Source organism: Flavobacterium aestivum (genome assembly GCF_026870175.2).
Lineage (GTDB): Bacteria > Bacteroidota > Bacteroidia > Flavobacteriales > Flavobacteriaceae > Flavobacterium > Flavobacterium aestivum.
The window spans coordinates 1,522,070-1,535,949 of the sequence record NZ_CP113977.2 but is presented as its reverse complement, the minus strand read 5'-3'; the positions used below and the strand labels follow the sequence as shown (position 1 = coordinate 1,535,949).

At 33.9% G+C, this 13,880-nt stretch carries 10 protein-coding genes, 2 tRNA genes and 1 pseudogene; 9 read left to right on the top strand and 4 right to left on the bottom strand.

Annotated features, from left to right (window positions below; genetic code table 11):
• The first annotated feature begins 69 nt into the window (after nt 1-69).
• Nucleotides 70-786 (top strand): LytR/AlgR family response regulator transcription factor, encoded by a 717-nt coding sequence (locus OZP08_RS06710; RefSeq protein ID WP_281323281.1) that lies wholly within the window; start codon nt 70-72, stop codon nt 784-786.
• Nucleotides 787-856: 70 nt separating this feature from the next.
• Nucleotides 857-973, top strand: a pseudogene (locus tag OZP08_RS19715) (DUF3781 domain-containing protein); the annotation flags it as partial.
• 162 nt (nt 974-1,135) lie between these two features.
• Here OZP08_RS19715 and OZP08_RS06705 read toward each other — a convergent pair.
• A tRNA-Gly gene (locus tag OZP08_RS06705) sits at nt 1,136-1,211 on the bottom strand.
• Between the two features lie 42 nt (nt 1,212-1,253).
• Nucleotides 1,254-1,326 (bottom strand) — tRNA-Gly (locus OZP08_RS06700).
• A 134-nt stretch (nt 1,327-1,460) separates the two neighbouring features.
• Between OZP08_RS06700 and OZP08_RS06695 the strand changes: the two genes are divergently transcribed.
• Nucleotides 1,461-1,904: a GNAT family N-acetyltransferase gene (locus tag OZP08_RS06695; protein ID WP_281323280.1), complete on the top strand. Its 444-nt coding sequence runs from the start codon at nt 1,461-1,463 to the stop codon at nt 1,902-1,904.
• A 1-nt stretch (nt 1,905) separates the two neighbouring features.
• On the opposite strand, the gene OZP08_RS06690 is transcribed toward OZP08_RS06695, so the two are convergent.
• Nucleotides 1,906-2,631, bottom strand: a complete 726-nt coding sequence (locus tag OZP08_RS06690) for a murein L,D-transpeptidase catalytic domain family protein (protein ID WP_281323279.1) — start codon at nt 2,629-2,631, stop codon at nt 1,906-1,908.
• A gap of 419 nt (nt 2,632-3,050) precedes the next feature.
• Here OZP08_RS06690 and OZP08_RS06685 point away from each other — a divergent pair, with 419 nt between their 5' ends.
• Together OZP08_RS06685 and gpmI are read left to right on the top strand one after the other, a co-directional pair.
• Nucleotides 3,051-5,468: a DUF5916 domain-containing protein gene (locus tag OZP08_RS06685; protein ID WP_281323278.1), complete on the top strand. Its 2,418-nt coding sequence runs from the start codon at nt 3,051-3,053 to the stop codon at nt 5,466-5,468.
• Between the two features lie 126 nt (nt 5,469-5,594).
• A complete protein-coding gene (gene gpmI / locus OZP08_RS06680; protein WP_268848869.1) occupies nt 5,595-7,112 on the top strand; it encodes a 2,3-bisphosphoglycerate-independent phosphoglycerate mutase in 1,518 nt (505 codons plus the stop codon).
• 78 nt (nt 7,113-7,190) lie between these two features.
• Here the strand turns inward: gpmI and OZP08_RS06675 are convergent, their stop codons facing one another.
• Nucleotides 7,191-8,447, bottom strand: a complete 1,257-nt coding sequence (locus OZP08_RS06675) for a DUF445 domain-containing protein (protein ID WP_281323277.1) — start codon at nt 8,445-8,447, stop codon at nt 7,191-7,193.
• Between the two features lie 184 nt (nt 8,448-8,631).
• Here OZP08_RS06675 and map point away from each other — a divergent pair, with 184 nt between their 5' ends.
• From map to OZP08_RS06655, 4 genes are all read left to right on the top strand, one after another.
• Nucleotides 8,632-9,450 carry a type I methionyl aminopeptidase gene (map, locus tag OZP08_RS06670; RefSeq protein ID WP_268848867.1) on the top strand — a complete coding sequence of 273 codons (819 nt, stop codon included), beginning with the start codon at nt 8,632-8,634 and terminating at the stop codon, nt 9,448-9,450.
• A gap of 124 nt (nt 9,451-9,574) precedes the next feature.
• On the top strand, nt 9,575-9,949 hold the full coding sequence (locus OZP08_RS06665; protein ID WP_268848866.1) for a GxxExxY protein: 375 nt from the start codon (nt 9,575-9,577) through the stop codon (nt 9,947-9,949).
• Between the two features lie 86 nt (nt 9,950-10,035).
• The gene (locus OZP08_RS06660) at nt 10,036-10,800 is read left to right on the top strand and encodes a class I SAM-dependent methyltransferase (RefSeq protein WP_281323276.1); all 765 of its coding nucleotides are present in this window, start codon (nt 10,036-10,038) and stop codon (nt 10,798-10,800) included.
• Nucleotides 10,801-10,952: 152 nt separating this feature from the next.
• Nucleotides 10,953-13,859 carry a DEAD/DEAH box helicase gene (locus OZP08_RS06655; RefSeq protein ID WP_268848865.1) on the top strand — a complete coding sequence of 969 codons (2,907 nt, stop codon included), beginning with the start codon at nt 10,953-10,955 and terminating at the stop codon, nt 13,857-13,859.
• Nucleotides 13,860-13,880: the final 21 nt, after the last annotated feature.

Here is a 13,880-nt window from a genome sequence, read left to right as displayed (position 1 = left end):
TATTGACTCAAATGCAAAATGAGGAATAGATTTTTTAAAATATTGGACTTGTTTAGAGAATAAAAAGATATGAAGTTAAAATGTATTATTACAGATGATGAACCTCTAGCTCGCAAAGGAATTAGAGGATATATTGAAAAAACAGATTTTCTTTCAATAACAGGCGAATGTGAAACTGCAATTGAGTTAAACAGTCTTCTAAAGAAAGAATCTGTAGATGTCATATTTCTGGATGTTGAAATGCCGGGATTAACCGGTATGGAATTTTTGGCATCTGCAGTAAATCTTCCTAAAATCATTATCGTATCAGCCTATGAACAATATGCTCTAAAAGGGTATGAACTGAACGTATTTGATTATCTTTTAAAACCAGTTTCTTATGATCGTTTTTTAAAATCGGTTAATAAATTATACGATCACCACGAAAAGGAACTTAAAACTGTAAATCGGGACCACATCTTTATCAAAGCAGATAAGAAAACAAAAAAAATAATGCTGAAAGATATTCTTTTTATAGAAAGCATGGAAAATTATGTTGTGATTCATACTACTTCTTCAAAAGAAATGGTTTACTGTACGATGAAAATGATGACTGATAATCTTCCATCTGACATTTTTTTTCAAACTCATCGCTCTTTTATTGTGAATACTGAACATATTCAGGCAATAGAAGGTAATACATTGGAAATTGGGAATAATAAAATTCCAATTTCCCGAAATTTGAAAGATGTGATATACAATAATCATATCGCAGGAAATTTTATTTCAAGAAATAAAGATGACTGATAGCTGCTATTTTTAGAAGAAGCAGAATATAAGATTATAAAAAATATTAGCACAATAACAATAATGGAAAATTGTCAGAAAGAAATTCTTAGACAAACTATGTTATACTGATCTTATATACGAAAGAATTAATAAGAAACTAAATTGGGAATTTTCAAATAACGAAATTGAAGAACTTATTCAAATTTCTATCTTAGAAACTGACGAAACTGCATTTCAAAAGATTGTAAAGAATATATATCACAAACAAGCAAAGAAATATCCGACTCACTATTTAGGACTGATCCTTGATCAGTCTATTTTTTTTATTTTTTGGATAAAAAAAAGCCTCAAACAAAGTTTGAGGCTTTGGAGCGAAAGACGAGGCTCGAACTCGCGACAACCAGCTTGGAAGGCTGGAGCTCTACCAACTGAGCTACTTTCGCATTAATCATTAAAATTTAACCCTTAAAATCAAATTGACTTAGAGCGAAAGACGAGGCTCGAACTCGCGACAACCAGCTTGGAAGGCTGGAGCTCTACCAACTGAGCTACTTTCGCATTACTGGGTGCAAAGATAGTTAATAAAAACAGTTATTTGCAAATTTTTTTTGAAAAAAAAACTCAAAAAAAACATTATTCGTCGCAACCATTTTAAAACTAAATTGTTATACTTTTATTTTTTTTTCATCCTCATGCAAAATATCAAAAAAATCACCGCTTTAGAGACCTATTCTGTTAGACAACCCGTCCTTCGTAAAGGAAAACCATTATCCAGTTGTCAATTTGACGGTGATGAATTAAAATCAACACAACATTTTGGTTTTTTTATAGATACTGAATTAGCAGGTATCATTTCATTGTATAAAAAAAACAACGATAACTTTTCATCATCAAACCAATATCAAATTCGAGGAATGGCTGTGTTAGATCAGTTCCAAAAGAAAGGCATTGGTGCCAAGCTCGTTTTATTTTGCGAGGATTATTGCAAAGAAATCCATGTCGATTTAATTTGGTTTAATGCCAGAACATCAGCTGTGGGCTTTTATGAAAAATTAGGCTTTCATAAAATTGGACTTCCGTTTGAAATAAAAGAAGTAGGTGAACATAGTCTAATGTCTAAAAACCTAATAGATTAAATTAAGAAATTAGCTTTGATTCTTTTTCGCGATCAATAGAAGGGTGATAGATATACAGACACGATTTATCTTTAATAGCTGAGATGATTTCGCTTGCCAATTCAACTGGAATTGCAGGACAACCTTGACTTCTTCCTAACCTTTTATTTCCTCTTATAAAAGAATCCGAAACATAATCAGCTCCATGAACCACAACAGCTCTTTCTCTGGCGTGATCATTTACGCCTTTTTCTAAACCGTCTAACTTAAGAGAAAGACCATGCTTTCCATTATAAATCTCTCCTGTTGCATAGAATCCCAAACTACTTTTGAAAGACGATGCCGCATTAGAAAATCGCGTTGCAAATTCTTCACCTGTATTTCTTCCGTGTGCCACCAAAGACTGGAACAACACTACATTTGTTTTTAAATCAATAACCCAAAGACGCTTAGCATTAGAGGATAAACTAAAGTCAACCAACGTAAGTATATCTTTCTTAATCAATCCTTTTTCTTTTAATAAATAAAACCCTTTTAGAGCTTCTGCAAAAGTTTCTTGTTTTGGCAATTCAAAATTATTAGGATTAAGAGCCTTATAAACCATTTCGATATTGGCATCAAAATTAGATTTAGCAGCAATTATAGAAGAAATTTTATTTGAAGTTGATAGAGGAGATTTTATTTCTTTTTCAGTGGAATTGAACGAAAAAAATACAAAAATAGATGAAAGAAAAAATTTATAAATCATTGTTTAACAGTTAGTTGTGTGGTATTTTGATGTTCGCAAATGTACATAAAAAAACTTTTTACGCAACGCAAACTCCTTTTGTCGATTAAATTTAACACTTTATCGACATTTTACGAAAGTAATCAACTTTAACTAGTTTACAATAAATTATATACTCTTTTATCAAATATTCAACAATTTCAAACAAAGACACTATTTATATCCTCGTTTACAGCATTTTATGATATCGTATTTTATTCAACAAAAAACAAAATACATTCCTATTAAATAACACTAAAAAGACTACAGACAAGTATGAGTGAGTAATAAAATATCATATTTTGCAAATTTTTGCGCAAAAAAGGAAGATTTACTGTAACATTACCAAAATATAACAGTCTATTATCACAACCTATTAAACTATACCAATATACCACTCCATGAAAAATTTAATCTTAGTCTGTTTTTTGTTTCAATGCATTCTTGGCTTCAGCCAAAAAAAGACACTCCAAACAAAATTCACCTCAGAAAAGATAATCCTAGATGGCAAATTAGACGAAGTAATTTGGCAATCAGTTCCTATTGCGACCAATTTCGTGATGTTTCAACCTGATAACGGAAAACCTATTCCAGAAAACAAAAGAACTGAAGTTCGGGTTTTATATGATAATGAAGCTATTTATATAGGCGCCTTACTTTACGACAATGAGCCTAATAAGATACTAAAGGAAATAACCCCAAGGGATGATTTTGGTGCAGCCGATTTTTTTGGAATCTTCATCAATGGCTACAATGATGGTCAACAAAATTTTCAGTTTTTTGTAAATGCCCCAAATGGGCAAGCCGATTGTTTGGCTACTGATAGTAACGGAGAAGACTATTCATGGGATTCTGTATGGGATAGTAAAACACTTATGACCTCTTTTGGCTGGGCTGTAGAAATGCGTATTCCTTATGCTGCTCTTCGTTTTTCGAGCGAAAAGAAACAAACCTGGGGAGTAAACTTTTTTAGAGAAATAAGACGTGATCGTCAAAAATACTCCTGGAATTTTATTGATTCTAAAATTGGGACATTTACTCAACAAAACGGAATCCTGGAAGGGATTGAAAATATAACCCCACCAACAAGACTTTTCTTCTTACCGTATGCATCTTTTTATACCTATGCAAATGATGAGCAAAAAACCTATGGCGAATTAAAAGGAGGTTTGGACATCAAATACGGAATAAACGACGCCTTTACACTAGATGCTATGCTAATTCCTGATTTTGGTCAAACTAAATATGATGACCGAATTTTAAACCTAACTCCGTTCGAACAACAATTTAATGAAAACAGAGGTTTCTTTACTGAAGGGACGGATTTATTCAGCAAAGGAAATCTTTTCTATTCCAGAAGAATTGGTGGACCACCTCCCTACTCTCCAGAGACAAACACTAATGAAAAGATAATCGAAGACCCAACCAGTGTAGATCTTTATAATGCCACCAAAGTTTCTGGAAGAACCAAAGGAGGCTTGGGAATTGGGTATCTAAATGCGATCACTAAAAAAACCTACGCCACTATTAAGGATACAATCACCCAAGAAACAAGACGTGTTTTAGTAGAACCGCTAACGAATTACAATGTCTTGGTTTTTGACCAACGCTTTCATAAAAATTCTTCTATTTCGTTAATAAATACAAATGTTACCCGAAATGGATCTTTTAGAGACGGTAATGTCACTGGTTTGATATGGGATTTGAACACAACCAAAAACACTTATAATTTATTTGGGAATTTAGAATACAGTTATGTCAATGACATTGAAGAAAAGAAAAAAGGAATTAACACCTCTATCAGTTTTGCAGAAACGAGTGGCAAATTTCGCTATAATTTAGGCTCAAAACTCGTTACAAAAGACTTTGACAACAATGATTTAGGAATCATTTTCGAAACCAATTATTACAGCTTTGATGGATTTACCAGCTATAGGATTCTTAGCCCTACCAAAATATTTAATTCCTTCAATACAAACATTAATTCCAATATTCAATTTCAAAAAGAGACAGGTAAACTACAATCTAACGAAATTAATCTCAATGTAAATTCAACTACCAAGAAGAACCATTACGTAGGTTTTGGAATCAATTATCGACCAGTCGAAGTATACAATTACTACGAACCTAGAACCGAAGGTCGTTACAGCATTGATCCTTCACGTTTGGGAGGCTTCTTTTCTATTTCAACAAACTACAATAATAAATTCGCAATTGACATCAATCCATCAATAGCTGTATTGAATGAACCTCAAAGAATGTCATATGGCTTTTTTATTGGCCCGAGATATCGTTTCAACGACCATTTAGCATTGTATTATAATTTTAACTTTTTCCGTCAAAACAACAACAAAGGTTATGTTGATAGTAGTAAAGATAATGATGAGTTGGCTCCCAATACCATAATCTATGCGAACCGAAATGCCATTAATTACACCAACAGCCTAAATGGAAAATATTCCTTGAGCAGCAAAATGAATTTCAACCTTTCTGCTCGTTATTATTGGTCGTATACCGAGAATAAAAGCTTCTTCCAACTGCAAGACAACGGAAGACTAACTCCTTATGACAACTATACTGAGCACAAAGACCAAAATCTTATTACCTGGAATTTAGATGTATCTTACAATTGGTGGTTCGCACCGGGAAGCCAACTGACTATTTTGTATCGAAGCAATGCCTCTAAATATGACAATCTAATAAACAAAGATTTTGGAAACAATTACACCAATCTACTTAACAATCATGACTTGAGCCATGCTTTATCTATTAGCGTGAAGTATTTTATAGACTACAATCAGGTGAAAAATATACTCTAGGAATCACAAACTTATAAACTATAACGATTTCATTTGATCAAGCCAAACCTTTTGAAACCATAATTATCATATTGAAAGCGGTATACATTTTTTGAAATGCTTTACCTTTGTGAAAAATAAAATGACATGAACAAAAAAGTAATTCTAATGATATTAGACGGTTGGGGAAAATCACCTGACCCAAAAGTTTCTGCAATTGACAATGCAAATGTTCCGTTTATAAATAGTCTATATACAAAATACCCTAATGCTCAATTAAGAACCGACGGTTTACATGTAGGTCTTCCAGAAGGTCAAATGGGAAACAGTGAAGTAGGACACATGAACCTAGGTGCCGGAAGAATAGTTTACCAAGATCTTGCCAAAATAAATCTTGCTGTAGAACACAAAACTTTGGTAAAAGAACAAGTCCTTATTGACGCCTTCGAATATGCCAAACAAAACAACAAAAAAGTACACTTTTTAGGATTACTTTCTGATGGAGGTGTACACTCACATACATCTCACTTGCGCGGACTCATTGATGCAACCCAAGAATACGGTTTGCAAAACGTATTTGTACATGCCTTTACAGATGGTCGTGACGTAGATCCTAAATCAGGAAAAAAATACATACAGGATTTAGAAAATTATATCTCAAATACCACTGTAAAACTAGCTTCTGTAGTAGGTCGTTATTATGCTATGGACCGAGACAAACGTTGGGAAAGAGTAAAACTAGCCTACGATTTAGTGGTAAACGGAATTGGAACACATTCTAAAAATGCCTACGAAACCATAAAAGAAAGCTACAAAAACCATGTAACGGATGAATTTATCACTCCAGTGGTGATGGTAGACGATAACGACAAACCTCTTGCTACAATTCAAGAAGATGATGTTGTTATCTTTTTCAATTTTAGAACAGACAGAGGACGTGAATTGACTGAAGCGCTTTCGCAAAAGGATTTCCACGAGCAAAACATGCACAAACTAAAACTGTATTATGTTACGCTTACCAATTATGACGAAACGTACGAAGATGTAAAAGTGGTGTATAATAAAGACAACATTACAGAAACATTGGGTGAAGTTTTAGAAAAAGCCAACAAAAAACAAATTCGTATTGCAGAGACAGAGAAATATCCTCACGTAACATTCTTTTTCTCTGGAGGGCAAGAAACTCCATTTGAAGGCGAAAGCAGAATATTAAGAAACTCCCCAAAAGTAGCTACATACGATTTGCAACCCGAAATGAGCGCATATGAATTGAAAGATGCTTTGGTTCCAGAATTAAACAAAGGTGAAGTTGATTTTGTATGCCTTAATTTTGCCAATGGTGATATGGTTGGACACACTGGAGTTATGAGTGCTGCCATCAAAGCCTGTGAAGCCGTTGATGCTTGCGTAAAAGAAGTTATCGAAGCGGCTCTTGCCAATGATTATACCACTATTGTAATTGCCGATCACGGTAACTGCGAAACCATGATTAATCCAGATGGAAGTCCAAACACAGCGCACACAACGAATCCTGTGCCAATCATTTTGGTAGACAAAGATTTGAAATCAATAAAAGATGGTGTTTTAGGAGACATTGCCCCTACTATTCTTGAGTTGATGGGAATCGAACAACCAGCAGCAATGACATGTCATTCGTTACTATAAAACTCTAAAAAATATAGCCCAGAAAATTAATCCGTCTCAATAAATTTAAGACGGATTTTTTATTTCTAATGCTGTCAGTTACAATACAAAACTATGCAGCACACATTCTGCGGCATAAATCAAAAGACCTACCAAACCGCCCACAAGTGTTCCATTAATTCGTATGTACTGAAGATCACTTCCTATTTCCAGCTCAAGCTTCTTGGAAACCTCATCTGTATCCCAACTTTTTACTGTAGAAGAAATCAAATCACCAATCATTTTTTTATTATTGATTACAACAGATAAGACATCATTTTTTATAAAGTTATTAATCTTGTTCATCATCAGCTGATCCTCCTGTATTCCTTTACCAAAACTCTGAATGAGGTTCGCAATACTTTTTTTGATCGTTGATTTTTCTTTTAAAGCCAAATCATTCATAATGGCTGTTTTGATTTCAAGCCAAATTCCACTAATGTAATCCTGTACTTCTTTTTTGTTGGCAAAGCCAAGAACCAAATCGTTGACTTTTTGCTGCATTTCCGGAGAACTTTTCAGCTCGGTAATAAAATGCATCACATAGTCATTTATCCTTTTGCGGATAGCGCTATCCTGATAACTGGCTTGTTCCAGAAAATCGTACAATCCATTAAATATACCTTCAGTTATTTTTTTATCGGCTAAGCCAAAGGAAAGAAATGGAGTCGAACTCTTTACTTTTTCTTCAATCAGGTGTTTGTTATTTTGCAATTCAATAATAAGTGTCTTCAAAACATTAGTAACCAATTGTTCTTGTTTTTCACTTTTTGCTAATGATTCCAAGCCATAAGCAATCCATTCTCCAAAATTTATTTTACTTAGTTTATCACTAAATTGAGCGTGAATAAAATGCTTTACCTCATCATCATCAATGGTTTTCAAGATACCTGGAATCACGTTTTCTACAATTAAGCCAGCTACTAAACTGGCATTATTTTCGTCAATCAACCAGTCAGAAGCTTTTACAGCCACATTGAAATGTTCAATTTTTACTTCTAATTTTTCCCTTATCAAAAACTCATCCGAAACAAAATTCCCAAGATTTACACCTATCTTATCTTTGTTGCTAGGGATTAACGCCGTGTGCGGAATAGGAATTCCAAGCGGGTGCCTGAACAAAGCCACTACCGCAAACCAATCTGCAATTCCACCTACCATAGCTGCTTCGCTGAAAGCTTTTAACCAATCAATTTTATAAACATTACCTATCACAAAAAGAACCACAGCAAATCCCAAAAAAATAAATGCATTTCTTTTCATCTTCTTCAATCCCTGTTCTTTATTTCTATTTTCTTGGTCTATGGATATATTCATAATGCAACGAATTGATTTATTAGCTAATATAAACATTTAAAATACTGCAAGTTCTAAATCCAAAATAGGTTTCGAATCACAATAGAGTTTTATATCTATTTTTAAAAGTATGAAAATTAAAACAAAGGCAACACAAAAGAAATAATTTTAAAAGTGTATTTTTGCAAACTGAAAATTTGAAAATATGATTATTCAAAAAACCCGTGAGGAAATAGAATTGATGCGCGAAAGTGCATTGATCGTATCAAAAACATTAGGAATGATTGCTTCTGAAATAAAAGAAGGAGTTACTACATTATATCTAGACAAAAGAGCCGAAGAATTCATCAGAGATCACGGTGCAGTTCCTAGTTTTCTAGGACTTTACGGTTTTCCAAATTCACTGTGCATGAGTCCTAACTCTCAAGTGGTACACGGAATTCCAAACAATACCCCATTAGAAAGTGGCGATGTGATCTCGGTAGATTGCGGCGCATTCAAAAACGGATATCATGGAGACCATGCTTATTCTTTCGAGATTGGCGAGGTAGCACCCGAAACCAAAAAATTATTACAAGTTACCAAAGAATCTTTATACGTTGGAATCCGCGAATTACGTGCTGGAAACCGTGTTGAAGATGTAGGTAATGCAATTCAAAAATATACCGAAGCACACGGTTATGGTGTGGTTCGAGAACTGGTAGGTCATGGTTTAGGGCAAAAAATGCACGAAGATCCGGAGATGCCTAACTACGGTAAAAAAGGTCGTGGAAAACTTTTAATTGAAGGAATGGTTGTTGCTATTGAGCCAATGATCAATATGGGAACCAAAAACATCAAACAACACAAAGACGGTTGGACAATCACCACTGCAGACGGAAAACCAAGTGCCCACTTTGAACACGACGTAGCTATTATAGACGGAAAACCAGAGATTTTATCAACGTTTGCTTATATCTACAAAGAACTGGGAATTGTGAGTAATGAGGAAGATGAGTTTAGAAAAGTGCCTTTAGTTATTTAAACACGAATTTCACGAATTGGCACGAATTCTAAATCTAAAAATTTCGCAAACTAAACTGAAAAAAAACAAATTTCACGAATTAGCACGAAATTTAAATCTATTAAAATCTCACTAACTTCAAAAGATGCACGATTTATATTTAAAAGAAGAAGCGTATACAATTGTCGGTCTTTGTATGGAGGTTCATAAAATTCTTGGAAAAGGTCATAGTGAAAAGGTTTATGGAGATGCTTTAGAATATGAGTTTAAGAAAAATAATATTCCCTATTCAAGAGAGTCAAAATTCAACATCGAATACAAGGAGATTATTTTACCAACCTATTATTTTGCCGATTTTGTGATTTTTGATGAAATTATTTTAGAAATAAAAGCAATTCAAGAACTTTCCAGTAGTGAAATAAAACAAACATTAAACTATCTTGCCGCATCACAAAACAAACTAGGATTACTAGTTAATTTTGGAGAAGACAGTCTAAAATACAAAAGAGTAATTCTTTAATCATAACATAATATTCGTGAAATTCTTTTTTTTACACACTCTTCATTCGTGTAAATTTGTGAAATTCGTGTTTAAATTTTTATCAAATGAAATCTGTTTTCAAATTAATTCTCAATACCATTCCTCGTCCTTTATTAATCAGATTGAGCTATCTGGCGAGACCAATTATCGCTTTTTCATTAAAAGGAAACAATTTTACTGACCCTATAGACGGAAGAAGTTTTAAATCATTCTTGCCTTATGGGTACGAAACGCAACGCAATAATGTGCTTTCGCCTAGCACACTTTCGCTAGAGAGACATCGTTTGCTTTGGTTATACCTAAACGAGCAAACCGATTTTTTTACAGCTCCTAAAAAAGTATTGCATTTTGCACCAGAACAGGCTTTTTACAAAATGTTTCGCAAGCAAAAAAATCTGGATTATACCACAACCGATTTATTTTCACCATTGGCTGATGTAAAGGCTGATATTTGTAATTTACCCTTCGAGGATAATCAGTACGATGTAATTCTTTGCAATCACGTATTGGAACACATTCCGGATGATACAAAAGCCATGCAGGAATTATATCGTGTCTTGAAACCAGGCGGAATGGCAATTCTTCAAATTCCACAAGATTTATCAAGAGCTATAACCTTTGCTGATGATAGTATTACAGACCAGAAAGAACGTGCCAAAATATTCGGGCAATACGATCACGTACGCATTTATGGTCGCGATTATTTTGACAAACTAAGAAGCATTGGTTTTACCGTTGTCGAGGAAGATTACACAAATAAAATAGCTCCAGAATTGGTAGAAAAATATTGTTTGGCAAAAGGTGAAATCATTCCAGTTTGCTTTAAATAGTATCACTGGCTTTACCAAAAAAATATTTTGCTACGGATTTTAAAGATTCCCATAGATTAAAAATTCGCAAACAAAGAAATCTGTGTAAATCTGTGTAATTTGTGGCTTAAAAAATTTCAACCCTCTTCACGGATCTAAATAAATAACTGCATTTGAAAACCGAAAATTCCTTTCTGTTCTGCTTTGATATTGCTTTTGAAAAAAAACTAGATTGCCCTATTCCAACGGCATATATCATCGAACAAACCGAAGAAATAAATTATTTAGACAAAAAAGCAAGCCCCGAAGTTTTAGAAAGTTTCGGGGTTATTTTTGATAATTTAGATAGCAACACCAAGAAAGTGCTGACTATTTGCGAAGATCTAAAACCCGAAAAAGTTTTTAAAAAATTCAGCAAAAACAGTAAATCTGCTAAGACTATCGATGATTTACTCAAAGACTCTAAACTAGCTTTTGGTATTCGCCAATTTATAAAAACCAACTTAGAGCAGTTTTATACTATAGTCAAGCAAGAGAACTTTCCTTTGTCTATAAATTTAAACGCTGAGAAAGATTTCAGAAAGAGCAAGCTTACCACCAACCATTCTAGTTTAGAAACCCAACTCCATTTTGACAAACACGAAAACGGGATTACCTATACCTTGGCTTTAAAAGACAACGAAACTGTTTTTCATCCATCTGATGTTGCGATCGAATTACTTTTAGACGAACCAAGCTGGCTCATTGTCGACAAAAAGCTATTCCATTTACAACATATCAATTCTAAAAAAATCACTCCTTTTTTGACAAAAAAATCCATTGAGATTCCGTCTAAATTGGTTTCTGATTATTTTGAGAAATTTATCAAGGATATTGCCAAAAGGGCAAACATTACAGCAACAGGTTTTGAAATCGAAACCAGAAACAAAATCGTTTCTTGTGCGATTCAGCCTGTGTTGGATTTTTTCAAAAATAGCTATTATCTCAACTTATCATTCGATTATAGCGGATATTCATTTGAGTTAAATTCAACCAAAAATACCCATTCCAATATTGATTTAAGCGATTTAGACAACATCAAACTCATTCAGTTCAAACGTACTGAAACGGAATCTTCGTTTACAGATCAATTACTGCAATTAGGTTTATCTAAAACCGAAAATGGTTTCTTTGGACTTTTGCCAAAAGAAGAAAAACAAGATCCATACGCAACAATCCAATGGGTGATAGAAAATCAGGAAATCTTAGAATCTTCGGGTTTTTCGATTAAAGATTTAAAAATCGACAGTAAAAAAATCGACACCCACAAAGTCACCATTCAATTCTCAAATGAAGTCAAAAGCGATTGGTTTGACATCAAAATGATAGTAGTTTGCGAGTCATTTGAATTTTGCTTCAGCGAAATAGTTTCGAATATAAAAAACCGAAACCGACTCTTTCTTTTACCCAATGGCAACTACTTCTTGATTCCACTAGAATGGATGACACTTTACGGCCCAATGGCTAAATTGGCAAAAATTCAGAACGGGAAACTTACATTGCCCAAAAATAATTTTGCTGTTTTGGAAGGAATTCCAGAACTGAAAGATTCGACAAACTTACAAGCCGTTATAGAATACCAACCATCTGCTTTGGTAAAAGCAACACTGAGACCTTATCAAATTCAAGGGGTCAAATGGCTTTTGGAACATTACAACAATGGTCTTGGCGCATGTTTGGCTGATGACATGGGATTGGGAAAAACATTGCAAACCTTGACAACAATGGTTGCTGTGCAAGAACAATTGGATTTTGAAAAAGCTGAAAATGTTCAACTGGATTTGTTCGGGAACGAAATTCCAATGCCAAAAGAATACTTAAAAGCACTGATTGTTTTGCCTTCATCATTAGTATTTAATTGGTACAACGAAGCCAGGAAATTCACACCACATTTCCGAAGAGTGCAATACACTGGCAACGATCGAAAAATGCTTTCCAAAAAACTGGAAAAATACGACTTGATTTTCACCAGTTACTCGATTGTTTCGAGAGATATTTCGATTTTAGAAAAATACAATTTCAGGTATTTGATTTTGGACGAAAGTCAATACATCAAAAACAAAAACTCTAAAATTTTCAAAGCAATCAACCAAGTAAAAGCCAGCCATAAAATATCGTTGAGCGGAACACCAATAGAAAACTCCCTTGATGATTTATGGTCACAAATGCAATTTATCAATCCAAACATATTGGGGAGTTATACCTTTTTTGCCGAAAATTATAAATTCCCAATCGAGAAAAAACAAGACGAGAACAGTTTATTGGAATTAAAGAACCTCATCAGTCCATTTATTTTACGACGTACCAAGGAACAGGTTTTAAAAGATTTACCAGAACTGTCCGAGCAAATTTTCTATTGTGAAATGGAACCCGAACAAGAGAAATTGTACGAAGAGGAAAAATCTAAAGCCAGAAACTTCCTTTTGAAAACCGAAGGTCCAAGCAGAGACAAAATCAGCATTATCAACACCTTGATGCGCTTAAGACAATTGAGCAATCACCCGAAAATGATCGATTCTAAATCGGAAATGGATTCGGGGAAATATATTGCTGTAACTCGATATTTAGAAACTTTGGTACAATCTAACCAAAAAACGATTGTTTTTAGTTCGTTTGTGTCTAATCTGGATTTTTATAAAACTTGGTGCAAAGAAAACAAAATCGATTTTTGTGAACTCACTGGAGATACCCCTTTAAAAGAAAGGGAATATCAAGTCAATCGTTTCCAAGGACAAGAAAAACCATTGTTATTTTTCATCTCCTTGAAAGCTGGAGGAGTTGGCCTTAACATTACCAAAGCCTCTTATGTTGTTTTTCTGGATCCTTGGTGGAATCCTTTTTCAGAAAAACAAGGAATTGGCCGTGCGCATCGAATTGGACAATTGAATAAAGTAAACGTGATTCGGTTTATCGCTAAAAATACAGTTGAAGAAAAAATCATTCGCCTACAGGAAAGCAAAAAACTATTGGCCGATTCTCTTCTAGACGAAAATTACTTAAGCGCAGATATTGAGGAGAATTTGGATTTTATTTTGGAATAAAAAAACCAGTTCTATTAAGAA

Excerpts from the sequence above, each read along its gene's own strand:
- gpmI (WP_268848869.1), top strand. The coding sequence starts at position 5,595 with ATGAACAAAAAAGTAATTCTAATGATATTAGACGGTTGGGGAAAATCA.
- OZP08_RS06675 (WP_281323277.1), bottom strand. The coding sequence starts at position 8,447 with ATGAATATATCCATAGACCAAGAAAATAGAAATAAAGAACAGGGATTG.
- OZP08_RS06695 (WP_281323280.1), top strand. The coding sequence starts at position 1,461 with ATGCAAAATATCAAAAAAATCACCGCTTTAGAGACCTATTCTGTTAGA.
- OZP08_RS06685 (WP_281323278.1), top strand. The coding sequence starts at position 3,051 with ATGAAAAATTTAATCTTAGTCTGTTTTTTGTTTCAATGCATTCTTGGC.
- OZP08_RS06710 (WP_281323281.1), top strand. The coding sequence starts at position 70 with ATGAAGTTAAAATGTATTATTACAGATGATGAACCTCTAGCTCGCAAA.
- OZP08_RS06660 (WP_281323276.1), top strand. The coding sequence starts at position 10,036 with ATGAAATCTGTTTTCAAATTAATTCTCAATACCATTCCTCGTCCTTTA.
- map (WP_268848867.1), top strand. The coding sequence starts at position 8,632 with ATGATTATTCAAAAAACCCGTGAGGAAATAGAATTGATGCGCGAAAGT.
- OZP08_RS06665 (WP_268848866.1), top strand. The coding sequence starts at position 9,575 with ATGCACGATTTATATTTAAAAGAAGAAGCGTATACAATTGTCGGTCTT.
- OZP08_RS06690 (WP_281323279.1), bottom strand. The coding sequence starts at position 2,631 with ATGATTTATAAATTTTTTCTTTCATCTATTTTTGTATTTTTTTCGTTC.